This window comes from Kitasatospora sp. NPDC043949, assembly GCF_056435365.1.
On the sequence record NZ_JBWKEQ010000004.1, the window covers coordinates 259,130 to 283,411 of the forward strand.

Genomic DNA, 24,282 nt, shown 5'->3' on the forward strand with positions numbered 1-24,282 from the left:
TCCCGGCCGCCGGCTGACCCTTTCCGCGCCAGCCGCAGCCCGCCGGGATCATCTCCTCCCGAAGGGCCCACCGCGTTGTTCAACGCTGCCTCCACTTCGTCGTCCCCCTCCACCTCTGGCTCCCTCTCTGACGAGCTGCCGCTGTCCGGCTACGGCTGGACGCCCGAGCTCGCCGAACTCTTCACCCCGCTCGCCGAGGCCGGGCTGATTCCGGCCCGGATCGTCCGGGTCGACCGCGGCCAGTGCGACGCCGTGCTCGCCGATCCGGAGACGGGCGAGCCGCGCACCGTCCGGCTCGACACCCGCCCGGTCGGCGACGCCGACATGATCAACTGCCCGTGCACCGGCGACTGGGCCGCCGTGGACCTCCACGCCCAGCCGATGGCCGCCGTCACCGCACTGCTGCCCCGCTCGACCGCGATCATCCGCAAGGTGGCCGGCAAGCGCTCCGACGGCCAGGTGCTCGCCGCCAACGTCGACACCGTCCTGATCGCCGCCTCGCTCGCCGCCGATCCGGACCTCGGCCGGATAGAGCGCTTCCTCGCCCTGGCCTGGGAGTCCGGCGCCGACCCCCTGGTCGTCCTCACCAAGGCCGACCTGGTGGACGACGCCGAGTTCATCCGCGCCGACGTCGAGGCGGTCGCGCCCGGTGTCACCGTGCTCGTGGTCAGCGCCGGGACGGGCGAGGGCATGGACGTGCTGCGCGCCTGCGCGCCCGGCACCACGGCCGTGATCGGCCAGTCCGGCGTCGGCAAGTCCACGCTCACCAACGCGCTCGCCGGCGTCACGGCGATGGCCGTCCAGGAGGCCCGATCGGTCGACCAGAAGGGCCGCCACACCACGACCACCCGTGAACTGATCCCGCTGCCCGGCGGGGGTGTGCTCATCGACACCCCCGGGCTGCGCGAGGTCGGCCTCTACGGTGGCGAGGGCGTGGACCTGGCCTTCGCCGACATCGCCGGACTGGCCGAGGACTGCCGCTTCCATGACTGCGGCCACCACACCGAGCCCGGCTGCGCGGTGCAGGCGGCGCTCGCCGACGGCACCCTGCCGCAGCGCCGGATGGACAGCTACCTCAAGCTCCAGCGCGAGAACGAGTGGATCGCCTCCCGCTCGGACGCCCGACTGGCCTCGGCCCGGGCGAAGAAGTGGAAGTCGCTCTCCAAGTCGATGCGCGCCGCGGGAGGCCCCGTGAAGCGCTGACCAGGAAAGCCGACCAGGAAAGCCGACCAGGAAATCAGGAGGCCGCGGCCGGCCTCCGCCCGGGCCACCCGGCTCGGCGGAGGCCGGGCGGGCCGGCAGCCGGAAGTGCTTCAGGGCCACCGCGGTGGCGTCGTCCACGGTGAAACCCGGGTCACCGAGGGCGGCGAGCGGCCCTGGCCGGCGGCCAGACCGCGAGCAACGCGCGCGTGCGCCGAGCGCTGCGGCGCGGTCTTCCCCCGGTGTGGACCCGGGGCGGGCTCGCCGGTGCGGGTCTCCCGGTGTGGGGCCCAGCGCGGGTCTCCCGGCGGGCCCCTGTGCGGGCTGTGCGGCCCCCGGCGTGGGCCCTCCGGGCCGGTGCTCGGGATGGGTGGGTGGAGGTGGGCGGAGGGTGGGGTGGGGGGAGGGGAGCGGGAGGGACCCCAACGGCCATGTCCGATTTCCGCCAGTCACCCCCCGCCCCAGTGCCGCAGACTGGACAGCGTGATCGACGACGACATCCGGTACCGAGCCGTGGACAGCCGAGACGCCCGCTTCGACGGCGTCTTCTTCACGGCCGTCACGTCCACCGGCATCTACTGCCGACCGAGCTGCCCCGCCGTGACCCCCAAGCGCGTCAACTGCGTCTTCTACCCCAGCGCCGCGGCCGCCCAGGGGGCCGGCTTCCGCGCCTGCCGCCGCTGCCGCCCCGACTCCGTGCCGGGCTCCCCGGAGTGGAACCACCGCGCCGACCTGGTCGGTCGCGCGATGCGCCTGATCGGCGACGGCGTGGTGGACCGCGAGGGCGTCGCGGGCCTGGCCAGCCGCCTCGGCTACAGCTCCCGCCAGCTCCAGCGCCAGCTCATCGCCGAACTGGGCGCCGGCCCGATCGCGCTGGCCCGCGCCCGCCGCGCCCAGACCGCCCGCCTGCTGCTGCAGACGACCGAACTCCCGGTCACCGACATCGCGTTCGCCGCAGGCTTCGCCTCGGTGCGGCAGTTCAACGACACCGTCCGCGAGGTCTACGACCGCACCCCCAGCGGTCTGCGCGCCGAGGTCGTGGCCGGCCGCCGCGTCGCGACCCCGGCCGGCGGCCTCACCCTGCGCCTGGCCTACCGCGGCGCGCTCGACAGCGACCACCTGATCGACTTCCTCGCCCTGCGCGCCGTCCCCGGCGTGGAGGAGGTCGTCCCCGGTCCGCGCCCCGGCGTCCGCACGTACCGGCGCACCCTGGCGCTCCCGTACGGGCACGGCATCGCCGAAGTCGACGGGCTGGCGCCGGGCGAACCGCGCACCCGCGGCTGGCTCGACTGCCGACTGCTGCTCGGGGACCTGCGCGACCTCCCGACCGCCGTCCAGCGCCTGCGCGGCCTGTTCGACCTGGACGCCGACCCGGACGCGGTCGACGAGCAGCTCGGCGCCGACCCCGTGCTCGGCCCCCTGGTCCGGGAACGCCCCGGCCTGCGCTCGCCCGGCCACGTGGACCCGCACGAGCTGGCCGTCCGCGCCGTGCTCGGCCAGCAGATCACGGTCGGCGCCGCCCGTACGCTGGCCGGCCGGCTGACCGAGAAGTACGGCACCGCGCTGCCCGAGCCGAGCGGCGGCCTGCGGCTGCTGTTCCCGCCGGCGGCGGTGCTGGCCACCGCCGACCCGGAGGACTTCGCGATGCCCGCCGCCCGCCGCCGCGCGCTCACCGGCCTGTGCGCGGCCTTGGCCGAGGGGGCGGTGCGACTCGACGGCGGGGTGGACCGGGAGGAGTCCGCGGCCCGGTTGCTGGCCCTGCCCGGCATCGGTCCCTGGACCGTCGGCTACCTGAGGATGCGGGCCCTCGCCGACCCGGACGTCTTCCTCCCGGGCGATGTGGGCGTCAAGCACGGCCTCGTCCGGCTCGGCGCCCCCGGCGACCCGAAGAACGCCGCCCGCGCGGCCGAGGCGTGGGCCCCGTGGCGCTCCTACGCCGTGCACCGGCTGTGGGCCGGGCCCACGAGCGCCAGCACTGGAACGGAGAAGGCAGAGGCATGAGCACCACCGTCTACACCACCATGGAGAGCCCGTTCGGCCGGCTGCTGCTGTCCGGCGTCCTGCCCGAGGGCGGCGGCGCGGCGGCGCTGGCCACCGTCACCGCGCCCGGGCAGAAGTACGCGCTGGCCGAGCCCGCCGACGACTGGGTCCTCGACCCGGAGGCGCTCGCCGAGCCGGTCGCCCAGCTGACCGCCTACTTCGCGGGCGAGCGCACCTCCTTCGACCTCCCGCTCGCCCCGGCGGGCACCGAGTTCCGCCGGCGGATCTGGGCCGCCCTGGACGAGATCCCGTACGGCGAGACCGTCACCTACGGCCAACTCGCCGATCTGGCGGGGGAGTCGCCGCGCGCGGTGCGGGCGGTCGGCGGCGCGGTGGGCGCCAATCCGCTGCTCATCGTCCGCCCCTGCCACCGCGTCATGGGCGCCAACGGCTCGCTGACCGGCTTCGCGGCGGGCGTGGACTGCAAGCGCCGGCTGCTGGAGCTGGAGAGCGGCACGCTGTTCTGACACGTCCGCCCGGGCGGCGGCGCGGCTCAGCCCGCCGCCCGCAGGTCCACCCGCCAGTTGTGGCTGCGCATGAACCGCCCGGGCGGGAACTCGAAGTCCGTCTCGCCGACGAGGCTGAACCCGGCCTTCGCGCAGACCGCGTTGGAGGCCGGGTTGTCCACCGAGGGGAAGGCGTGCAGGTGGCGGTGGGCGGCCTCGCGGCGGGCGGCCGCGACGGCGGCGCGGGTGGCGGCGACGGCGATGCCCCGCCCCTGGTGGCCGGGCAGGACGTTCCACCCCATCTCGTGGACGGTCTCGCCCTCCCAGGTGCGGGTGCCGTAGCCGACGGTTCCGACGGCCTCGCCCTCGGGGAGCAGCACGATCCGGTACATGCAGCCCAGGCCGGACGGGACGAAGTCCAGGTAGCGCCGGTGCCGGACGAGGAGTTGCTCCTCGGTCTCGGGGCCGCCGACGTGCTTCTTCATCTCCGGGGTGTTGACCCGGCGCAGCAGTGCGAGGTCGGCGTCCGTCCAGGGCTCGATCTGTACCTGTGCTGTGCTCATGCCGGGGACGGTAGTGGTCCGTACGGGTAGGTGACCAGCGGTTTTGCAGGCATCCGGGGGTGCTGGCCGGGGTTCGGCCCCGGCTCGGCCCCGGTTTGGGCCCGGCCGGGGTTCAGGCCTGGTCGGGGCCCTGGCCGGTCTCGGCGAGGGCGCGGGCGAGCTGTTCGAGGGCGGGCAGGGCGTGGACGACGGCGTCGCGGTCGGTGGGATCGAGGGTGTCGAGGGCGGTGGCGATGCGGCGCTCGTGGGCGCGCTGCCAGTCGTCGAGCTGGCGCCGGCCGGCCGGGGTGAGGGCGATGCGGGCGGTGCGACGGTCGCCGGGGTCGGCCTGGCGGTCGACGAATCCGGCGTCGAGGAGCTTGCCGATCAGCCCGCTGACGGTGTTGGGGGCGAGCCGCTGCCGGGCGGCGAGTTCGCCGACCCGCAGGGGGGCGGCGGCGAGGGTCTGGAGGAGTTCGACCTGCGCCATGGGCAGGGACTCCCACGGGTAGTCGGTGCGGATGCTGCTGCGCAGGGCGCGGCGCAGGCGGGTGACGGTGTCGGTGAGCCGCCGGGCGTGGTCGACCGCCGTTTCGGGGGTTTCGGTGGCGGGGTCGGGGACGTGTGGTGACGACGGCATGGCGGACAGCGTATCGCCTGGTACGGGCCGGTCCGGCGGGTTGTCCACCGTCGAGCGGGGGCCTCCCGGAACTCTGCGGGGCCTCGTGGAGCTCGGTGGAACTCTGCGGGCTCCCGTCGGAAAGCGAGCAGCTCGTAGAAAGAACATATCTGCGTCCGATATATTTGTGCCATGAACGCCACCGCCCTTGCCGCGCGGCTGCTCACCGAGCGGCCCCGGCCCCGCGGCATAGCCGGCTGGCGTCACGCCCACTGGCTGGCCGTCGGCACCGTCTGCCTCGGGGCCTTCCTCGGCCAGCTCACCGCCAGCGTCACCGCCCTCGTCTTCCCGGCCCTCGGCCGGCACTTCAACGCCGGCTTCGCGGCCGTCGAATGGGTCGCCCTCGCCTACCTCCTGGTGCTGGTCGCCCTGCTCGCCCCGGTCGGCTGGCTCTCCGACCTCATCGGCCGCAAGACCATGTACCTCTGCGGCTTCGCCGTCTTCGCCCTGGCCTCGCTCGGCGCCGGATACGCCGGAAGCCTCGGCGTGCTGGTCGCCTGCCGGGCCGTCCAGGCCGTCGGCGGCGCGATGATGCAGGCCAACAGCGTCGCCCTGGTGGCGCGCGGCGTCCCGGAGCACGCGATGCGGCGCGCGCTCGGCATCCAGGCAGCGGCCCAGGGGCTCGGTCTGGCGCTGGGCCCCAGCCTCGGCGGGCTGCTGGTGGAGCACGCCTCCTGGCGGTGGGTGTTCTGGATCAACGTGCCGATCGGGGTGCTGGGCATCCTGGCCGGATGGTTCCTGCTGCCCCGTACCCGCACCGGGCCCCCGCCCGCCGCCGGTGCCGGGAAGCAGCTCATCGCCGGTACCGGGGGCCCGCTCACCGCCGATCCCGGGACCCCGCCCGCAGGGGCCGCCGCGAGCCTGCCCGCTCCCCGCGCCGGGGGCGCCCCCCGCGCGAGTGCCGCCGCGAGCCCTCCCGCCACTGTGCCCGCCACCGCGTCCGGAGCCCGCTTCGACCTGCCCGGCCTGCTGCTGCTCACCGGCTCCACCACCGCGCTGCTGCTCGCCCTGTCCACCGCCTCCGGACTGCCGCTGCCCGGCTGGGCCGCCGCCGCCCTGCTGCTCGCCGCCGCCGTCCTCGCGCTCGCGCTGGTCCGTCAGGAACGGCGGGCCGCCCGGCCGATCCTGGCGCCCGGCCTGGTCAACACCCCCGGGGTGCGGTCCGGGCTGGTGGTTTCGCTGATCGGCTACCTGCTGCTGTTCTGCCCGCTCGTGCTCGGCCCGGTGCTGCTCACCGGCGCGGGCGTGCCGGTGGCCCGGGCCGGCCTGGTGATCACCCTGCTGCCCGCCGCGTTCGCGCTCGCCGCGACCGTCGGCGGCGCGCTGCTGCCGCGCGGCTGGTCGGACGTCGCCCGCTGCCGCGCGGGCGCGGTGCTCGCGGGCGCGGGGCTGCTGCTGTTCGCCCTGCTGCCGGTCTCCGGGGCGGCCGTGGCGGTGCCGCTGCTGCTCGCCGGCTACGGGCTGGGACTGCTGCTGCCCGCCAACAACGCGCTGGTGATGCGGGCGATCCCGGCGCAGTGCTCGGCGGTCGGCGGCGGCATGGTGAACATGGCCCGCAGCCTCGGGACGGCGCTCGGCACCGCGCTGCCCGTCCTCGGAGTCCATCTGGCGGGCCCGGCGTCCGGCGGCCGGACGGTGCTGCTCGCTCTCGCGGCGGTCGCGGTGGCGGCCGTGGCCCTGACCCGGCCGGTCCGCCAGGCCTGAAGCCGGGGCCCCTTCCCCTAAGCCTCCGAGCGGACGTTCAGCGCGTCCTGGGCCCGGTTGAGGCCGCGTCGCACCAGCGTGTCCAGCGCGTCCGCACACCGGTCCAACACCCCTGGCAGGGCGGCCTGTTCGCGGTCCGAGAACTTCTTCAGCACGAAGTCGCCGACGCTCTGCCCCTTCGGCGGGCGCCCGATGCCGAAGCGCAGCCGCACGAAGTCGGGGGTGCCGAGCACCTCGCCCACCGAGCGCACGCCGTTGTGGCCGCCGGGGCCGCCGCCGCGCTTGAGCCGTCCGGTGCCGAACGCGAAGTCCAGGTCGTCCTGCACGACCACCAGGTGCTCGACCGGGACGCCGTAACGCCGCAGCAGGCCGGACACCGGCCGGCCGGACAGGTTGACGAACCACTGCTGCTTGGCCAGCACCACCCGGTGGCCGTCGACCTCGATCTCCGCCACCAGGGCGCCGATCCCGCGCCGCCGGAACCGCGCGCCGTACCGTTCGGCCAGCCGCTCCACGGTCAGGAAGCCGGCGTTGTGCCGGGTCAGCCGGAACCACGGGCCGGGGTTGCCCAGTCCGGCGATCAGCCAGGGTGCGGCGGGGGTCATCGGGAACTCCAGGGGCTTGTCGCGGACGCGGGACGGCCGGGGCACGGTACGCACGGTACGGGACCGTCGACCGCGCCCCGGCCGTCCGAGGACACGCGCAGTGGGGTGGGTCAGGACTCGGGCACGCCGGGGGCGGCGCCGCGCTCCGTGAGCATGTCGGTCATCAGCTGCACCTCCGAGGTCTGTGCGACCACCATCGACTGGGCGAGCCGCTTCTCGGCGTCGTTCTTCGCCAGGTCCACATAGCCCTGGGCCATTTCGACGCCGCCCTTGTGGTGCTGGATCATCAGCTGCAGGTAGTACACCTCGGCGTCCCGCCCGCTGAGCGAACGCAGCTTCGCCAGTTGGGTGTTGGTGGCCATGCCGGGCATCAGCGAACCGTCGTGGGCCTGGTAGTCGTGGCCCATCTTCATCCACGCCATCGGCTTGGCCGCCGAGTGCTGCGGCAGCCCCCACTGGTCGATCCAGCCCATCATCATCCCGCGCTGGTTGGCCTGGGTGTTGATGATGTCGAAGGCGAGGGTGCGGGTCGCGTCGTCGCCGGTGCGGTCCCGGACGATGAACGACAGGTCCACCGCCTGCTGGTGGTGGGTCGCCATGTCGCGGGCGAACCCGGCCTCGGGCGAGTCGTCCGCCGGGACGGCCACCGAGGCCGACCCGGACGCCGACGTCCCGCTCGCCACCAGGGCGGGCACCCCGAGGGCCAACGCGAGGGCGGCGGCCAGCGCGGCCGGCCACCACAGCCGCCGACGGGCCGGGCGCGGCGCCCCGGCCTCGTCCGCGAACTCCTCGGCGGCGTGCTCGGAGCCGTCCTCGGGCTGCGCCGCGTCGGCGGTCACATCTGCCCCATGGTGCAGGAGGCGCCCGGCTCCTGGGTCTGCTTGCCCTGGACGTACTTGGTGAAGAACTGGTTCACCCGCGGGTCGCTGGCGCTCTCCACGATCAGCTGGGTGCTCCAGGCGTTCAGGGTGATGGTGCCCTTCTCGTCCGGGTACGGGCTCATCAGCGAGTACGGGGTGGTCTTGACCTTGTCGGACAGGGTCTTGATGTCGTCCGGCGTCGCCTTGCCGTTGTACGTCACCCAGACCGCGCCGTGCTCCAGCGAGTGGACGGCGCGCTCGTTCTCGACCGGCTGGTCGTAGACGTGGCCCATGCAGTCCAGCCAGATCGCGTTGTGGTCGCCGCCGACCGGCGGGGTCATCGGGTAGCTGACCTTGTCCTTGACGTGGGTGCGGCTCAGCTCGCCGAAGGTCTGCACGCCCGGGATGTCCGCGTTGGCGGCGGCCTGCTCCTTCTTCTTGCTCTGGTTGGCGTCCATGACGATCCAGGTGCCGGTGGCGATCGCGCCGATCACCAGCACACCGGCCGCGACCGAGGCGATGACCTTGTTGCGGCGGTCGCGGCGCTGCTCGCCGGCGCGCAGCTCGGCTATCCGGGCGCGGCGGTCGGTCGGGCCGGGCTTGCCGGACTGCTTGCTGGACTGCTTCGAGGCGGAACCCATGGTGGTTGTCCTTGTCCCCGCCGCGCACTGCTGGAGGCGCGGCGGTCAGCTGAAAGAAGGGGAGGGGCGGATCCGCCGGCGGATGCCGGGCGGTGGGTTCCGCTCAGGACCGGTGTACTTGCAGCTCGTGTAGATCGGGTGCCGGATGCGGACCGTCCAGCAGCCCGGCGGGCACCACCCTGGGCAGCGCCTCGGCTGCCGGAGCGAGCGGTGACGCGGCCGGCTGCGGATGCGGCGGCGGGTTCGGCAGCTGGGCGTCCTGCGCGCAGTACGGGTGGCTGGAGCAGCCGTTGTCACGGCGCGGCTGCCCGCCGTCGGCGGTGCACCACGTCCAGTGCCGCTGCTCCCCGGCGCGCTGGCGCTGGTCGGAGGCCTTGGCGGCGGGGCCGGCGTGCGGGACGTGACTGGCGACCGTCGTGACGGTGACGGCGGTGACGGCGGCGGTGACGGTGGTCGGCGTCGGAGCGGCGTGCGCGCCGACCGCCTTCGACTGACCGGCGCACGGCAGCGTCGTGAGCAGCGCGACCAGCAGCAGGACCCACAGCACACCCACCGGGCGGCCCGCCGGTGCGGCCCTCCCCGGTCGAGGTGAGCTGGGGGCCGACGCGGTCATGCGCACATTTAATCAGCCGAACGAGTGAAGCGATGCCCCTCCTCCACCCCCATTTTCGGCCGCTCCCGGACCCGAACACCCCGGAAACGCCCTGCTCCGGGCACATCCGGCAAGCACGGACGGAACGGGACCGAACGCGGGGGTGAACCCGGGGGTGGACGCGGGGCCGGATTCCCCGGTGAAACCCGAGGTGGGCGCGGTGGCCGGGAACGGCCCGGCGCTGACCGGTTGTCGCCGAAACCCGGACAGCGTCGTTGCACTTGGAGACAATGACGTCGAGTCCGGCCCCGCCGGGGGCGGCGCGACCACGGACCGACCAGGAGCCGCCAGATGAGCAAGCAGGGTGCCCCCGCACAGTCGCACCGGCCGGACGACGGCTGGTGGGACACGGTCTACGACGGCCCGGCGGGCACCCTCCCCGACACCCCGCACGCGGACCCCGGCGACGGCAGCGTCGACGACTGGTTCGACACGGCGGTCGGCCTCATCGGCCAGCAGCGCACGGCCGAACCGGAGTCGGTGCTGGACGCGGGGCCGGTGCTGGGCGTGGATCCGGCGTCGGAGTCGGCAGCGGTGCCGGAGCCGGAGCCAGAGTCGGCAGCGGTGCCGGAGCCGGAGTCGGCAGTGGTGCCGGCAGCGGCCGAGGTGCTGGAACGGGACAGCATCGACGACTGGTTCGACACCGCGATCGGCGTCATCGGACCCCAGCGGGCGGACGAGGAGCGGGTCTTCGCCCCTGACGTCCAGGAAAGCGAAGCCGACACCCTCCCCACACCGGTCTCCCTGGACAAGCCCGCCCCCGAGCCCGCGCCGCAACCGGAACCCGAACCGGAACCCGAGGCCGAACCGGAGGCCGCCACTGAGGAACCCGAGCCCGAGCCCGAGCCCGAAGCCGAGGCCACCGAGGAACCCGACGCCACCGCCACCGTCCCCGACCTGCGCCCGGCCGTCCGCTCGCCGCTCTCCGACGGCGCCCCCACCGTGCCGCACATCGGCGAGCGCCCGCCGACCTACGGGCCGGAGCCGACCGCCGTCCCGGAGGCGGACCCGGGCGTCCTCGGGGCGCTCGTGCCGGACACCGTCCTGGAGGGCGCCCAGTACGGCCCGTCCGTTCTGCGCGCCGTCTCCGTCCGCGGCGACTCCGCCCGCTACCGGGGCGAGTCGCGGCGGGACGCGCTGCTGATCACCAGGTTCGGGGACGGCCCGGACGGGCTGCTGCTCGCCGTGCTCGCCGGCATCGACCGGACCGGCACCGCCGCGGACGAGGCGCTCGCCCCGGGGGCCGTCGCCACCAGCACCCGCGAGGCCTGCCGCCATCTGGCCGCCGCGGTCGGCCGCAGCCGCGAGGGCCTGGCCGCCGACCTGCGCGACGGCGCCCGGGACCGGCTGCGCTACGGCCTCCAGCGGCTCGCCACCGGCGCCGTCGCCCCGCTGCGCGCGCTCGTGCCCGGGAACGAGGAGGACGGCACGCCGTCCCCGGCCTCGCTGCACTGCCTGCTGCTGTCGCTCGACCCGGCGGTCGGCCACCGGGCGGCCTTCGGGGTCGGCCCGGGCGGGCTCTATCTGTTGCGCTCCGGCCACTGGATCGACGCCTACGCGGCCCGCCTGCTGCACCACCCGGACGGCCGGCAGCCGCCGGAGGAGCCGAGGCCGTTCCGCTTCCGGCTGGTCCCCGCCACCCCGGGCGACGTGCTGCTGCTCTGCACCCCCGGCCTGGCCAGCCCGATCGCCGACGAGCCGGCCGTCGCCCACTTCCTGTCCACCCACTGGGCCCACCCGCACCCGCCCGGCACCGTCGACTTCCTCCGCCAGGTCCAGGTCCGTGCCAAGGGCTACGCCGACGACCGCACGGCCGCCGCCGTCTGGACCGAATGACGACCGCATGACGACCGCGGGGCGGCTGGAGCGCCGCCGGCCCGCCGGTGCCGCGCCCGACACCCGGTCAGCGCACCCGGTCAGCGCACCCAGTCAGCGCACCCGTTCGGCGCACCCGGGGGGAAGGCGGCGCGCGGCGCGGAGCTGCGGACGGTGACTGCGGCCCGGAGGGTGGGCAGCACCCAGACGACCTGCACCGCGGCGTACCAGGGCGGGCAGACGCCCGGGATCGGTTGACGCCGATGAGGGCGATCGGCAGGACGACGGTGAGGGCGGCATGACCGACGACGACGACACCGACCGCCGCGTCCGCGCCGTCCTCACCTACCTGAGCAAGCCCTAGCCTGATCCGGGCCCCTCCCGCGGCGAAATATGTAGACCGACCGACAGATTTCCCGGCCGCGCGAGAAGTCGGCGGGCCCGACTTCTCGCGTGCTGCTCGCGCTTGCGGGTAGTGAATATGTAGACCGACCGACATATTTTTCCCTGGTCACGACCGCGCCGACCGCGCCGACGGGAGTGGATCGCGCAGGAAGTCGACCGGGCCGACTTCCTGTGCACCGCGCGCACTCACGCGCCCCACACGCCACGCGCCACGCGCCGCGCATCACGCGCGCGCATCGCGCCGTCGCGTCACCGAGGGAAATCTATAGACCGGTCGGTATATTTTCTCCCTCGCCGCCGCAGCCCCTGGTCAGGTGCGCAGGAGGATCGCGGTGACGGCGGTGGCCTGGGTGAGGGCGGCGGGGCGGTGGGTGCCGGGGAGGCCGATGGCGAGGGGGACGGCCAGGCCGTCGAGGAGGGCGCGGATCTGGGTGGCCCGGTCGGCGGCGGGCCCGGGGGTGAAGTGGCCGGTGGCGGTGCCCTCCTCGATGAGGGCGACCAGGTCGGCCTGCCAGGGCGCCTCGATCTCCTGTTGCCCCTGGCGGATCTCGGCGCTGGCGGGGGAGCGCCCCCACACCTCGACCCACAGGATCCAGCGCGGATCGCCCGCCCCGTCGGGCAGGTAGAGGCGCAGGTAGGCGTCGAGCCGCTGCCAGGGGTCGCGCGAGCGGTCGGCGAGGGCGTCGCGGCGCCGGGCCCCGAGCTGGTCCTCGCTCCAGCGGAGGGTTTCCAGCAGCAGCTGGTCCTTGCTGCCGAAGTAGTAGAGCAGGTGTCCGGCGCTCATCTGGAGCTGTTTGCCGAGCCCGGCCATGGTGAGTTTGGCGAGCCCGTGTTCGGCGATCGCGGCCCGGGCGGTGGCGAAGACCTCCTCGCGGGGGCGCGCCGGCCGGCGCGGGCGGGGGTCGGCCATGTGCGGTGCGCTCCCTCGGTGGTGCGGAGGTCGGAAGGCTGCCGGGGCGGGGGAGGTGCCCCCGCCCCGGCAGCCGGGTGGCCCAGGTGCCCAAGGTGGCCCAGGTACCTCAAGTGGCCTGGGATCAGACGGACTTCGGCTGCTGCTGCGTGATGCAGTGGATGCCGCCGCCGTTGGCGAAGATCTCGCGGGCGTCGACGAGTTCGACGGTGCGGCCCGGGTAGGCGCGGCCGAGGGCGGCGGCGGCCTCCTGGTCGCGCGGGTCGTCGAAGGCGCACAGGATCACGGCGCCGTTGGCCACGTAGTGGTTGATGTAGGAGTAGTCGACCGGTTCGCCGTCCTCGTCCAGCAGGACGGTGGGGGCGGCCAGTTCGATGACCTCCAGCGCCCGGCCCCGGGCGTCGGTGGCGGCGCGCAGGACGGCGACGAGCTCCTGGCAGACCGCGTGGTCCGGGTGGGCGGGGTCCGGCTGGACGTGGGCGACGACGACGCCGGGGCGCACGAAGGAGGCGACGATGTCGATGTGCCCGCGGGTGCCGAACTCGTCGTAGTCGCGGGTGAGTCCGCGCGGCAGCCAGATCGCCTTGGTGGTGCCGAGGAAGGCGTGCAGCTCGGCCTCGACCTCCTCCTTGGTCCAGTCCGCGTTGCGGCCCTCGCCGAGTTGGACGGTCTCGGTGACCAGGACGGTGCCCTCGCCGTCGACGTGGATGCCGCCGCCCTCGTTGATCAGCCGGGAGGCGAAGCGCTGGACGCCCGTCAGTTCGCTGATGTGCTCGGCGATGTGCTGGTCGTGGTCCCAGCGGGCCCAGGACTGGGCGCCCCAGCCGTTGAAGATCCAGTCGGTGGCGGCCAGCGAGCCCTTGCCGTCGATCAGGAAGGACGGGCCGATGTCGCGCATCCAGGCGTCGTCGAGCGGGCGCTCGACGATCTCGACCTGCTCGGAGACGTACCGGCGGGCGTCCGCGGTCTCGCCGGTGTTGACGACCAGGGTGACCGGCTCGTACCGGACGATGGTGTTGGCGACGGCGGCCCAGGCCTCGCGGCCCGCGTGCAGGTTCTCGGGGGTGTCGAAGGTGGGGTTGGCGGTGGGGAAGGCCATCCAGGTGCGGTCGTGCGGGTGCCACTCGGCGGGCATCCGGTAGCCGAGGGAGGCGGGCGTGGGGGTGGTCATCCGGGAGTCCTAGTGGGGGGAGGCGTTCGGCGGAGGTGTCAGCGGAAGTGTCAGAGGAAGTAGAGGCGGCTGAGCGAGACGCTGTCCGCGGGTTCGGAGCGCAGCGGTTCGCCGTCCAGCGAGACCAGGCCGGTCTGGGTGACGTCGACGCGGCCGACCCGGGCGTTGCGGACCATGTCGCGCGGGCCGATGCCGCGGGTGTTGCGGACGCCGACGCGGCGGCGGCGGGTGGGCAGCCCGTCGGCGGGGCGGTCGAGGTAGGCGCCGTCGGCGGCGGCCTGGGCGACGAAGGCGACCGAGATGTCGGCGGCGGTGGCGCCGTGGGCGCCGAACTGCGGTCCGAGGACGAGGGGTTCGCAGGTGTCGGTGGAGGCGTTGGGGTCGCCGACCACGCCGTAGGCGGGGAAGCCGGCCTTCAGGACCAGCTGCGGCTTGGCACCGAAGTGGTCGGGGCGCCACAGCACGATGTCGGCGAGTTTGCCGACCTCGATGGAGCCGACCTCGTGGGAGAGGCCGTGGGCGATGGCGGGGTTGATGGTGAGCTTGGCGATGTAGCGCAGGACGCGCTCGTTGTCGTCGCCGCTCTCGGTGGTGCCGTAGCCACCGTCCAGGGGGCCGAGTTCGGCCTTCATCTTGCCGGCCATGGCGAAGGTGCGGCGGACGGTCTCGCCGGCGCGGCCCATGCCCTGGGCGTCGGAGGAGGTGATGCCGATGACGCCGAGGTCGTGCAGGACGTCCTCGGCGCCCATGGTGCCGGCGCGGATGCGGTCGCGGGCCATGGCGGCGTCGCCGGGCAGGTCGGTCTTGAGGTCGTGGGCGGAGACGATCATGTCGAAGTGCTCGCCGAGCGCGTCGCGGCCGAACGGCAGGGTGGGGTTGGTGGAGGAGCCGATGACGTTGGGCACGCCCGCCATCTTCAGCACGTTGGGGACGTGTCCGCCGCCGCAGCCCTCGATGTGGAAGGCGTGGATCGTCCGTCCCTCCAGCACCTTGAGCGTGTCCTCCACCGACAGGCACTCGTTCAGGCCGTCGGTGTGCAGGGCGACCTGGACGTCGTACTCCTCGGCGACGCGCAGCGCGGTGTCCAGGGCGCGGGTGTGGGCGCCCATGTCCTCGTGGACCTTGAAGCCGGAGGCGCCGCCCTCGGCCAGGGCCTCGACGAGCGGGGCCGCGTCGGAGGACGAACCGCGGCCCAGGAAGCCGATGTTGACGGGCCAGGCGTCGAAGGCGTTGAAGGCGTGGCGCAGGGCCCAGGGGGAGTTGACGCCGACGCCCCAGACCGGGCCGAACTCCTGGCCGATGATCGTGGTGACGCCGGAGGCGAGGGAGGCCTCCATGATCCGCGGCGAGAGCAGGTGGACGTGGGTGTCGATGGAGCCGGCGGTGGCGATCATGCCCTCGCCGGAGACGATGGTGGTGCCGGTGCCGACGACGACGTCCACGCCGTCGAGGGTGTCGGGGTTGCCGGCGCGGCCGATCGAGGCGATCCGGCCGCCGATCAGGCCGATCGAGGTCTTGCGGATGCCCTGGATGGCGTCGATCACCAGGACGTTGCTGATCACCACGTCGCAGGTGTCGCGGACGGCGGCGGCCTTGAGGTGCAGTCCGTCGCGGGCGGTCTTGCCGAAGCCGGCCAGGAACTCCTCGCCGGGGGCCTGGGAGTCGGACTCGACGCGGACGATCAGGCCGGAGTCGCCGAGCCGGATCCGGTCGCCGGCCCGGGGGCCGTGCACCGAGATGTAGTCGTGGGGGGTGATGGACGTCATGACGGCACCTCCGCGTCGTCGAAGGTGGTCAGGTAGCCGGTCGCGCGGGCCTTGGCCAGGGCGGCCTCCTTCGCGCCGGGCGCGTCCAGCGGGCCGTCGACCAGGCCGGCGAAGCCGATCGCGACGCGGTCGCCGCCGATCGGCACCAGGCCGACCTGGACGGTGGCGCCCGGGTCGAAGCGCACCGAGGAGCCGGCCGGGACGGCCAGGTGGGTGCCGTAGGCGGCGGCGCGGTCGAAGGCGAGGCGCGGGTTGGCCTCGAAGAAGTGGAAGTGCGAGGTGACCGAGATCGGCACCTGGGAGGTGTTGTGGACGGGCAGCAGCACCGTCTCCTCGACCGGGTCGTAGCCGGCGCCGTCGCCGATCAGCGCGCCGCCGGGGGCCTCGTCGCCGAGCGAGCCGGCGCCCCGGAACGGGTCGTTGACGACGGCCAGGCGGGTGCCGTCGTCGAAGACGGCCTCGACCTGGACGACGGTGACGACGTCCGGCACGCCGGGCAGCACGTCGGCGGCGGTGAGCACGCTGCGGCCGGCCTCGATGGCCTCGGCCAGGCGCCGGCCGTCGCGGGCGGCCTCGCAGACGGTGTCCGCGATCAGGGCGGTGGCCTCGGGGATGTTGAGGCGTACGCCCCGGGCGCGGCGGGCGCGGGCCAGTTCGGCTGCTGTGAAGATCAGCAGCCGGTCCCGCTCGGTGGGGGTCAGTCGCACGGTTCCTCGCTCGCGGTCGCCGGGGGAGGGGGTCGGCTTTCGGGGGCGATGTTAGAACGTCGTTCAAACATCTCGGGCCATTGAACCCGGACCGGGCCGCCGTGTCCAGCGTTGCCGGTCCGCAGGGGTTCGGCCCGCCGGGCGCGCGGCTGGGGTGAAGCCCCGGAGCGGCGGGGCGGAGCCCCGGAGGGGAGGGCGCGCGGCCGGGGTGCGCCGGGCGCGCGGAGCAGGACGGGGCCCGGCGCGCGGCGGGGTGCGACGGGGAGTGGGAGGGCGGCGCGGGCCGGCGCCCGGGCGCCGGGTGTGCGCGGGATCGGGCGGGGGCGGGCTCGAAAACAGGCTCTGCGCTTCGCAAACCTGTCCGGCGCGGGCAGTTGGATCACGTGAACCTCCCCGTGCCCCTTTCACCCCACGTGATCGGACGCACACTGTTGCAAACGCCGTCAACTGGGCATGAGGATGGGTGGTCAGAACGTGGGGGCCACCCGGCCGGCGGGGGATCCGGAGGCGGGGGCTCGGATTCGAGGGCGGGGGCATGTGTTGATGGACGGTCAGTCGCGATTCCCGCGGCAGCGGACGAGTTCGGGTGACGCCTACCGGTCCGGGCCCGCCCCGGGCGCGGCCGGCGGCACCGGGACGACCCTGCCGGGCACCTCGGCCCCCGGCTGCGCCCTGCACCGCCGGCTGCACCTGACGCTCGACCCGGCCGACCTGGTCGCGGTCGGCTCGGTCCGCCGGCGGCTGCGGACGGCGCTCAGCCACTGGGGGGTGCCGGAGCTGTCGGACACCGCCGAACTGCTCTCCTCCGAGCTGGTGACCAACGCGCTGCTGCACACCGGCAAGGGCGCGGTGTTCGACGCGGTGCTCGGGTCGGACCACCGGCTGCGGATCGAGGTGCAGGACGGCACGACCCGGCTGCCCGGCCGGCGCCGCGATCCGGACGCCGAGTACGCGACCTCGGGGCGCGGCCTGCTGCTGGTGGAGTCGCTCGCGGACGCGTGGGGCGTGCAGCTGCGGGGCGACGGCAAGGTCACCTGGTTCGAGCTCGCCCTGCCCTGAGCCCGGCCGCTCGCGGGGCGCGGGCACGGAGCGCGGGCACGGAGCGCGGAGCACGGGCCCGGGGCGCTCGGGGCGCGGGGCATGTGGGGGTACGCGGCCCGCCGCACCGTTCGCCGTCGATTCATTCGCCTTCGAAGCATGCCCAGAACAGAAGGCGGAGCGGAAGATTTCCGGCCCGTTACCATTGCCGCTCGGCCCAACATTGGACAGGATGGTGGGAATGTGTGTCCACGTGCGGGAAGCAGCGGGGAGACCGAACCTCGACCGACCCCGCCCGTCGACACCGTCCGATCCAGCACCACCCATCACACCGCCACGCGGCCCGTCCGGACGGTCGGCGCGGTCCGCCACGGCAGCGGCAGGAGCAGCATGCCCACTGAGCCCGAGTCGCCGGGGCCGGCGCTTCCATCCGGTGCGCCCACCGCCGAACCGCAGCAGGCAGCCTCCACCCACACCACCGGTCCGAACCCCGTCGGCCCCACCGCTCCCGTGACGGTCGACCAGCCCCCCGCCGGCCCCACCGCGGCCGGGCCGGGCCGGGCGAAGCCGCCCGCGCAGGCGGTGCGCCGGCCCGTGCCGCGCCCGGCGCCCGCGCTCGCCGCCGGACGGCTGGCGACGGTGCTCCCCGGCAGCCTGCCGCCCGCCTCCGCGGACACCATGCCGGACTGGCTGGAGCCCGCGATGGCCGCCAACGGCATCGGCTCCTTCGACTGGGACATCCGCCGCGACGTCCTGGAGGGCGACCACCGGGCCTGCGCGATCATCGGCCTGGACAGCATGGACCAGGGCCGCTTCGACCGCACCGCCGGTTCCTTCCTGGCCCTGCTGCACCCCGAGGACGCGCCGGTGGTACGCCGCCGGGTCGAGCGCGCGGTGGCCGAACTGGGCCAGTGCGGCGCCTACTACCGCACCGTCGGGCCCAACGGCACCATGCGCGCGGTGCGCTTCCGCGGCCGGGTGCTCGCGGACGCCTTCGGCCGGGCCTCGCGGATGGTGGGCTTCGTCTGGGACGCCACCGTCGAACTGCACAAGCGCGACCGCGCCGACCGGATGGCCCTGCTGCGCGAGGAGCGCTCCCGGTTCATCAAGGAGGCGGCCCGCGCCCTCTCCGAAGCCGTCACCGTCCGCGACGTGGCCCGGGTGTTCACCGGACTGCCGCTGCCCGGACTGCCGCCGGACGGCCTGGTGCTGGCCTCCTTCGAGGCCGGCCGGGCGCAGGTGCTCGGCGCCTCCGGCTACCGGACCGAGGCGCTGGCGGTCTGGGACCGCACGGTGCTGCCGGCCGGGCACCCGGCCGCCGAGGCGGTGCGCCACCGGGCGCCGGTGTTCATCCCGACCCGCGAGGAGTTCCGCGCGTCCTACCCCGAGGTCTGGGAGCCGACCAGCCGTACCGGGCGCGGCTCCTGGGCGTTCCTGCCGCTGGTGGCCAGCGGGCGGGCGATCGGCGTCTGCGTGGTCAGCTTCGACGACGAGCGCGAGCTGGACGCGGACGAGCGCACCCTGCTGTCCACCCTGGGCGGGCTGGTCGCCCAGTCCCTGGCCAGGGCCCGGCTGCACGACGCCGAGCACGAACTGGCGGCCGGCCTCCAGCGGGTGATGCTGCCGCGCACCGTGCCGTCGGTGCCGGGGGTGACGACCGCCGTGCGCTACCTGGCGGCCGGCTCCGGCCTGCAGATCGGCGGCGACTGGTACGACGTGGTGCCGCTGCCGGGCGGGCACGTCGGCCTGGTGATCGGGGACGTCCAGGGCCACGACGTGCACGCTGCCGGGATCATGGGCCAGCTGCGGATCGCGCTGCGCGCCTACGCGGCCGAGGGGCACCCGCCGGCCGCGGTGATGGCCCGCGCCTCCCGCTTCCTCGCCGACCTGGACACCGACCACTTCGCGACCTGCGCCTACGCCGAGGTCAACGTGGACTACGGCGTGGTCTACGCCGTCCGGGCCGGCCACCTCGACCCGGTGGTGCGCCGGGCGGACGGCACCGCCGCCGTGGTGCCGGTGGCCGGCGGGCTGCCGCTGGGCATCGACCCGGACCAGGAGTACCGGGTCACCCGGTTCAGCCTGGACCCGGGCGAGACGGTGCTGCTCTGTACCGACGGCCTGGTCGAGGCGCGCGGCATGGACCTGGACGAGGGCATCGCCCGGCTCACCCGGGCGCTCGCCCGTCCGCTGCCGCCCGCCGAGGAGGCGGCCCGCGACCCGCTGGAGGACCTGGCCGACCGGATCGCCTCCCAGGCCGCCGACTCCAGCGAGCGCGAGGACGACATAGCGCTGCTGCTCCTGCGCTGGGACGGTCCGGCCGGCGGCCTGGCCGCCCAGCAGCTGCGCCGCCGGATCGGCCAGGCCGACCTGGCGCGGATCTCCGAGGTCCGGGCCGAACTGCGCGACGCGCTGCGCCGCTGGGGCGTCGCCGAGTTCATCGACACCGCCGAACTGCTCTCCTCCGAACTGGTCACCAACGCCATCCGGCACACCGACCGGGACGCCATGTTCACCGCCCGGCTCTACCGGGAGCCGGCCTCGGACGGCGGCCGGGCCCGGCTGCGGGTCGAGGTGGAGGACGAGTCGGACCTGTGGCCGACCCGCCGGACCCCGGGGGAGCAGGCCTCCTCCGGGCGCGGGCTGATGCTCGTCGAGGCGCTGGCGGACGCCTGGGGCGTGGAGCCGCGCGGCTCCGGCAAGCGGATGTGGTTCGAGCTCAGCGGCACGCCCGCAACCTAGGTCCGGTCACCCGAACTGCTGCTCCAGGTCCTTCAGTTTGCGCTCCAGCGAGTCCAGCCGGGGCAGCGTCACGGTGTCCTCGTCGACGGTCAGGTCGATGGTGCGCCGCTCCGGGCGGGCGGGCAGGCCCGGCTGCGCCACCGTGCCCTCGGCGGGCACCACCGCGCCCTCGGCGGCCTCGACCTCGCGCGGCCCGGCGGGCCGCTCCGCCGCGGGCCCGCCGGCTATGGCGGGTTCCGAGCCGGACTCCAACTGCCGTGCGCCGCCGCCGCGACCGCGCCAGGCGCTGTTGCTGCGGCTGATCGCCCGGATCTCCGCCCGCTCGCGGCGGCCGGCCAGCCTGCGGCGCTCCCGCTCCACGGCCCTCTCCCGCTTGTCCTCGCGGACCTCGTCCACCGCCTCGTCGAGGCTGCGGACGCCTTCCAGGAGCATCAGCGACCAGGCCGCGTAGGTCTCGCGCGGGGCGCGCAGCCAGCGCACGATGCGGATCTGCGGCAGCGGGCGGGGGACGAGTCCCTGCTCGCGCAGCGCGGCCCGGCGGGTCTGCTTGAGCGCCCGGTCGAACAGGATGGCCGCCGAGAGGGACATGCCGGAGAAGAACTGCGGGGCGCCGGCGTGGCCGAAGCCGCGCGGGGCGTGCACCCAGTTGAACCAGGCCGAGGCGCCGGCGAACAGCCAGACCAGCAGCCGGGAGCCGAGCGCGGCGTCACCGTGGCTGGCCTCGCGGACGGCGAGCACCGAGCAGAACATCGCGGCGCCGTCGAGGCCGAACGGCACGAGGTACTCCCAGCCGCCGGACAGCCCGAGGTTCTGCACCCCGAAGCCGACCAGCCCGTGGAAGGACAGCGCGGCGGCGACACCGGCGCAGCAGAACAGCAGCGTGTACGAGGCGCCGCCGTACAGGGATTCCTTGCGGCGGCGCCGTTCCTCGGAACGCTCCCAGGAATCCGGCCCTCCGGCGGCGGCGGATCCCCGGCTCCGGACCAGGGCCACCAGGAGCGCGCTGACCAGCAGCCCCGCACCTCCGGTGACGGCCCAGCCGAGCGGTATGTCGGACAATTTCATCGCCGGAACCAGCCTCGCTTTCCTGCGTCGCGTTCCTGCGTCGTGATGGCGGGGACCATCATGGCGGATGCTCGGCGGGGGAATGGCCGATTCGGTGCCAATGCGCTGAGTAGAGGGATTTCTGACCCCGCGACAATCGCATTTTCTTATGCATTTGAAGCGGGTTATTCCCGGAATTCCGGGCTTTCCGGATCCGGCCTCGCACGTGTTTTCGTCAACCCCGCATGACGCGGGGGCAGCCGCCGCAGATGTCCTCCGGTTGGGCGGTGTACACGAGGCAGCAGCTGGCCCGGGCCCGGTCGGTGCCCGAAGCATCCCCGCACCCGGCCGCCGGCGCGGCGAAACCGGCACCCGGGGTGAAGGGGGACGGGGCCGGAGCGGGGCCGCCGGTCACGCCGGGCGCGCACGCCGGTGCCGCCGCCGCGCCGCCCGCCTGCGGGGGCTCCAGCAGCGCGGACAGCTCGGCGCGCGCCCGCTCCTGCTCCCCGAGCAGCCCGCCGGCGTACCAGAGCCCCTCCACCGCCGCGTCCGTGGCCATCGCCCACAGCACCCGTGGCCCGCGCCGCACCTCGGGCCGGAAGGCGGCCAGCACCGGTTCCAGGAACCCGCCCAGCGCGCACCGCAGTTCGGTGTCCAACGCGTTCGCGTCCGGCACCGTACGGGCCTGCGGCACGCCGCCCGCCGGGTCGTCGGGCAGACAGGCGAACGCCTCCGGGCGGACCGTCAGCTCCACCCGGTCGGCACCGCGGCGCACCGAGACGTCCTCCGGGCCGAGCAGCAGGACCCGGCGCTCCAGGAACCACGGCAGCGTGAACAGCAGCGAGAGCGGCCACACGACGCGGTGCAGGCCGAAGCCGGCCGCCACGTCCGGGCGCAGCGGCCGCCCGTAGCGGGCCAGGCCCTGCCGGGCGTCGTGGGCGATCAGCTCGCGGACCGCCTCGGGCCGGGTGGTCAGGTCGGCGGCGGGGATCCAGCCGTCGCCGCGGCGGGGCGGGGCGCAGCGCACCCGCAGGACGGGGGCGAGCGCGGTGAGCCGGTGGTACGAGGTCGCGCCGGGGGCGTCGGCGGGCGGCGTGGGAGTGAGGGCGTGCGCCTCGGTGGTGCGGGGGGCGCACGGCGTGGGGCCGGGCCGGGTGCTGCTCGCGGTCATGGGCGGGCCCCATCGGGTCGACCGGGGACCGCCCATGGACCGCCCGGCGGTGCCCGGTCGGGGTGGTGGCCCGCCCAGGCCCGGCCGGACCGGGGCATGGCGGTGCCCGGGGAACGGCAAGGCGAACCCGGCCGGGGTACTGCTCACCCCGGCCAGGTTAGGCTCACCTTAGCTGATCGTCCCCCAGGTCTCGCGGGTGATGCGCCCGTCCGGGGGAGGCCCCGGCGTGTGGGCCCCGTCCGGGGGGAGCCCCGGCGTGCGGGTGGTGCCCAACTGGCGCGCGAGCCAGACCGGCACGCCGCCCAGGGCGTGGACGAGCCGGGCCGCCTCGGCGCGCAGCCGGGCGGCCTCGGCCGGCTCGGACACCTCGGCGAGCGCCGCGAGCGCCGGCGCCACCCCCACCGTGAAGCCGAGTTGCTCGCGCAGCCGCAGCGAGGCGTCGAAGCCCTCGCGGGCGTGGTCGCGGTCCCCGCGGGCCAGGGCCAGTGCCGCCAGGTGGCGCCAGGTGTACGAGCGCAGCAGTTCGTCCCCGCGTTCGCCCGCGCCGTCGTGCGCCCGGCGGTAGGCGATCCAGGCGGCGCCGCGGTCGCGCAGCAGGTTCTCGGCGACCAGTCCGCGCCGGAAGTCCAGCAGCGGGCGGCCCGGCGCGTCCGGCGGCAGCAGTGCCGAGGTGCGTCCGAGCGCGGCCTGCGCCTCGTCCAGTCGGTCCCGGGGGCCGAGCACGCTGGCCACGTACGCCAGGAAGCCGCGGGCGCAGGCCGCGGCCGCGCGCTGTTCGGTGCTGGCCACCACGGCCTCCGCGAGGCGCAGCGCCTGTTCCGCCTGGGTCCACTGCGCGGCGGTGAACAGGCACTGCTCGATGAGGAGTTCGGCCCGTGCCAGGGCCGCCGTCGGGTCCTGTTCGGCGGCCGGGCGCAGCAGTTCGGCCGCCTCCTGCCAGCACCCCCGGGACCTCAGTCGCCACACGGTGTCGCCCGGCTCCTCCGCTGCCGCCCGCCCCCGCCCGTTCGGGCCGTTCGGGCCCCATCCGTGCTCTGACAACGCCACCTCCTTGTGTGCGCCATCCAGCGGGGCGCGGCCCTGCCCGGCGTCGCCGCCGTCGACTGTCGGCGGCACGGCGACGGCAGCGCAAGGGCCCGCGCTGTGGCGGCAATTCAACACGGGGGTGAGCTTGTGCACCAGATCACGAGCGGAGGTTCTTGCATTCGCGGGGGAAATGATCTAGGGCCTGGCCTGATCCACAAGGCACGCCCTGGCGGACGTGCCCCGGCGGCCTCCGGTCGGTCAGGACGTCCAGCCGGTTTCCATCAGGGCCTCGGCGGCGCCGTTGGCGGGCTGCGGCACCCCCGCCAGGTCCAGGCTGAACAGGGCGACCAGCAGCTGTTCGCCGCGCACGGTGGCCTGGTGCGAGTAGCCGGCCAGGGTGAACATGGCGGCGGCCATCTCCTCGGCGTGCAGGGTCTGCAGCCACAGGCACTCGACCGACTTCACGTCGGCCGGCTCGGTCCAGGTGTCCACCTGGGCGACCATCCGGCTGCCCAGCAGGGTCACCCCGTCGCGCTCCTGGGCCTCGGTCAGCTCCAGGTCGTCGAAGCCGAGCCACTCCAGGTAGCGGGCGGCGGTGAAGACCGCGTCCTGCGAGGTGCGCACCGGGTGCGGGCGGAACGGCGCGCGGTGGCGGAAGGGCTTGGGCTGGCCGCCGGAGCCGCCGGGCGGGGCGGGCACCGGGGCGCCCATCGGGTGGGCCGGGTACGGGCGGGAGGCCTGCGGGCCGGGGGTGGCGAGCGGGCCGGCCGTGCCGCCGCCGAGCCGGGTGGTGCGGTCCACCGGCAGCCGGACGGTGGCGCCGCAGTTGCAGGTGAACTCGGGCTGCGGCCACTGGTCGGAGCGGCCGCAGTGCGGACAGCGCATGCTCAGCCAGGAGTCCTCCCAGGAGCGGAACCGCACCTGCACCGGAACCCCGCCGCGCAGCAGCGGCACCTTCAGCGAGGCGCCGCACGGACAGGGCAGCGACGGCGGCTCGTAGAGGTGCTCGCGGCGGCAGGCGGGGCAGCGGATCGCCCGGGCGCCACCGCCCGCCCCGTGCCCTGGCCTCGCGGGGTCGTGTCCGGTGAAGTCTTCGGGCAGTCCGGCCATCGCGGGCT

21 protein-coding genes are annotated in these 24,282 nt (G+C 75.0%); 7 read left to right on the forward strand and 14 right to left on the reverse strand.

What is annotated here, in order from left to right:
- Nucleotides 1-75 precede the first annotated feature (75 nt).
- The 3 genes from rsgA to AC07AL_RS06260 all read left to right on the forward strand — a co-directional run bounded on the left by rsgA (nt 76) and on the right by AC07AL_RS06260 (nt 3,707).
- Nucleotides 76-1,203, forward strand: coding sequence for a ribosome small subunit-dependent GTPase A (rsgA, locus tag AC07AL_RS06250; RefSeq protein ID WP_363584105.1), 1,128 nt, complete (start codon nt 76-78; stop codon nt 1,201-1,203).
- Between the two features lie 480 nt (nt 1,204-1,683).
- Entirely contained in the window at nt 1,684-3,201 is a 1,518-nt protein-coding gene (locus AC07AL_RS06255) for a DNA-3-methyladenine glycosylase 2 family protein (protein ID WP_363584103.1), read from the forward strand.
- Complete coding sequence (locus tag AC07AL_RS06260) at nt 3,198-3,707, forward strand: methylated-DNA--[protein]-cysteine S-methyltransferase (RefSeq protein WP_363584101.1); 510 nt, start codon at nt 3,198-3,200, stop codon at nt 3,705-3,707. The genes AC07AL_RS06255 and AC07AL_RS06260 overlap by 4 nt, the downstream gene beginning before the upstream one ends.
- A gap of 26 nt (nt 3,708-3,733) precedes the next feature.
- On the opposite strand, the gene AC07AL_RS06265 is transcribed toward AC07AL_RS06260, so the two are convergent.
- Both AC07AL_RS06265 and AC07AL_RS06270 read right to left on the reverse strand, forming a co-directional pair.
- Nucleotides 3,734-4,249: a GNAT family N-acetyltransferase gene (locus AC07AL_RS06265; RefSeq protein WP_363630242.1), complete on the reverse strand. Its 516-nt coding sequence runs from the start codon at nt 4,247-4,249 to the stop codon at nt 3,734-3,736.
- A 112-nt stretch (nt 4,250-4,361) separates the two neighbouring features.
- Entirely contained in the window at nt 4,362-4,868 is a 507-nt protein-coding gene (locus AC07AL_RS06270; RefSeq protein WP_363584097.1) for a MarR family winged helix-turn-helix transcriptional regulator, read from the reverse strand.
- Nucleotides 4,869-5,039: 171 nt separating this feature from the next.
- Between AC07AL_RS06270 and AC07AL_RS06275 the strand changes: the two genes are divergently transcribed.
- On the forward strand, nt 5,040-6,611 hold the full coding sequence (locus AC07AL_RS06275) for an MFS transporter (protein WP_478317003.1): 1,572 nt from the start codon (nt 5,040-5,042) through the stop codon (nt 6,609-6,611).
- Nucleotides 6,612-6,628: 17 nt separating this feature from the next.
- On the opposite strand, the gene pth is transcribed toward AC07AL_RS06275, so the two are convergent.
- The 4 genes from pth to AC07AL_RS06295 form a co-directional block, all read right to left on the reverse strand.
- Nucleotides 6,629-7,216, reverse strand: coding sequence for an aminoacyl-tRNA hydrolase (gene pth, locus AC07AL_RS06280; RefSeq protein WP_478317032.1), 588 nt, complete (start codon nt 7,214-7,216; stop codon nt 6,629-6,631).
- Between the two features lie 110 nt (nt 7,217-7,326).
- The gene (locus AC07AL_RS06285) at nt 7,327-7,959 is read right to left on the reverse strand and encodes a DUF305 domain-containing protein (RefSeq protein WP_400334491.1); all 633 of its coding nucleotides are present in this window, start codon (nt 7,957-7,959) and stop codon (nt 7,327-7,329) included.
- Between the two features lie 92 nt (nt 7,960-8,051).
- A complete protein-coding gene (locus tag AC07AL_RS06290) occupies nt 8,052-8,717 on the reverse strand; it encodes a DUF3105 domain-containing protein (RefSeq protein ID WP_363584094.1) in 666 nt (221 codons plus the stop codon).
- 103 nt (nt 8,718-8,820) lie between these two features.
- Nucleotides 8,821-9,330: a hypothetical protein gene (locus AC07AL_RS06295; protein WP_363630241.1), complete on the reverse strand. Its 510-nt coding sequence runs from the start codon at nt 9,328-9,330 to the stop codon at nt 8,821-8,823.
- A gap of 330 nt (nt 9,331-9,660) precedes the next feature.
- On the opposite strand from AC07AL_RS06295, the gene AC07AL_RS06300 reads away from it, so the two are divergent.
- A complete protein-coding gene (locus AC07AL_RS06300) occupies nt 9,661-11,205 on the forward strand; it encodes a PP2C family serine/threonine-protein phosphatase (protein ID WP_478317005.1) in 1,545 nt (514 codons plus the stop codon).
- Nucleotides 11,206-11,899: 694 nt separating this feature from the next.
- Here AC07AL_RS06300 and AC07AL_RS06305 read toward each other — a convergent pair.
- From AC07AL_RS06305 to AC07AL_RS06320, 4 genes are all read right to left on the reverse strand, one after another.
- Nucleotides 11,900-12,499, reverse strand: a complete 600-nt coding sequence (locus AC07AL_RS06305; protein WP_350881577.1) for a TetR/AcrR family transcriptional regulator — start codon at nt 12,497-12,499, stop codon at nt 11,900-11,902.
- A 124-nt stretch (nt 12,500-12,623) separates the two neighbouring features.
- Nucleotides 12,624-13,670 carry an agmatine deiminase family protein gene (locus AC07AL_RS06310; protein ID WP_400844271.1) on the reverse strand — a complete coding sequence of 349 codons (1,047 nt, stop codon included), beginning with the start codon at nt 13,668-13,670 and terminating at the stop codon, nt 12,624-12,626.
- Between the two features lie 50 nt (nt 13,671-13,720).
- Complete coding sequence (locus tag AC07AL_RS06315; protein ID WP_363584086.1) at nt 13,721-15,436, reverse strand: urease subunit alpha; 1,716 nt, start codon at nt 15,434-15,436, stop codon at nt 13,721-13,723.
- On the reverse strand, nt 15,433-16,143 hold the full coding sequence (locus AC07AL_RS06320; RefSeq protein ID WP_478317007.1) for an urease subunit gamma: 711 nt from the start codon (nt 16,141-16,143) through the stop codon (nt 15,433-15,435). Before AC07AL_RS06320 ends, AC07AL_RS06315 begins: the two co-directional genes overlap by 4 nt.
- 543 nt (nt 16,144-16,686) lie before the next feature.
- Between AC07AL_RS06320 and AC07AL_RS06325 the strand changes: the two genes are divergently transcribed.
- A complete protein-coding gene (locus tag AC07AL_RS06325) occupies nt 16,687-17,202 on the forward strand; it encodes an ATP-binding protein (RefSeq protein ID WP_107452835.1) in 516 nt (171 codons plus the stop codon).
- 369 nt (nt 17,203-17,571) lie between these two features.
- Nucleotides 17,572-19,923, forward strand: coding sequence for a SpoIIE family protein phosphatase (locus tag AC07AL_RS06330; protein ID WP_478317009.1), 2,352 nt, complete (start codon nt 17,572-17,574; stop codon nt 19,921-19,923).
- 6 nt (nt 19,924-19,929) lie between these two features.
- Here AC07AL_RS06330 and AC07AL_RS06335 read toward each other — a convergent pair whose 3' ends face one another.
- From AC07AL_RS06335 to AC07AL_RS06350, 4 genes are all read right to left on the reverse strand, one after another.
- Entirely contained in the window at nt 19,930-20,988 is a 1,059-nt protein-coding gene (locus AC07AL_RS06335; RefSeq protein ID WP_350881565.1) for a DUF2637 domain-containing protein, read from the reverse strand.
- A gap of 214 nt (nt 20,989-21,202) precedes the next feature.
- A complete protein-coding gene (locus tag AC07AL_RS06340; RefSeq protein ID WP_478317011.1) occupies nt 21,203-22,138 on the reverse strand; it encodes a (2Fe-2S)-binding protein in 936 nt (311 codons plus the stop codon).
- A gap of 168 nt (nt 22,139-22,306) precedes the next feature.
- Nucleotides 22,307-23,179 carry a hypothetical protein gene (locus tag AC07AL_RS06345; protein ID WP_380345451.1) on the reverse strand — a complete coding sequence of 291 codons (873 nt, stop codon included), beginning with the start codon at nt 23,177-23,179 and terminating at the stop codon, nt 22,307-22,309.
- A 243-nt stretch (nt 23,180-23,422) separates the two neighbouring features.
- Nucleotides 23,423-24,274: a hypothetical protein gene (locus AC07AL_RS06350; RefSeq protein ID WP_387811124.1), complete on the reverse strand. Its 852-nt coding sequence runs from the start codon at nt 24,272-24,274 to the stop codon at nt 23,423-23,425.
- Between the last annotated feature and the right edge of the window lie 8 nt (nt 24,275-24,282).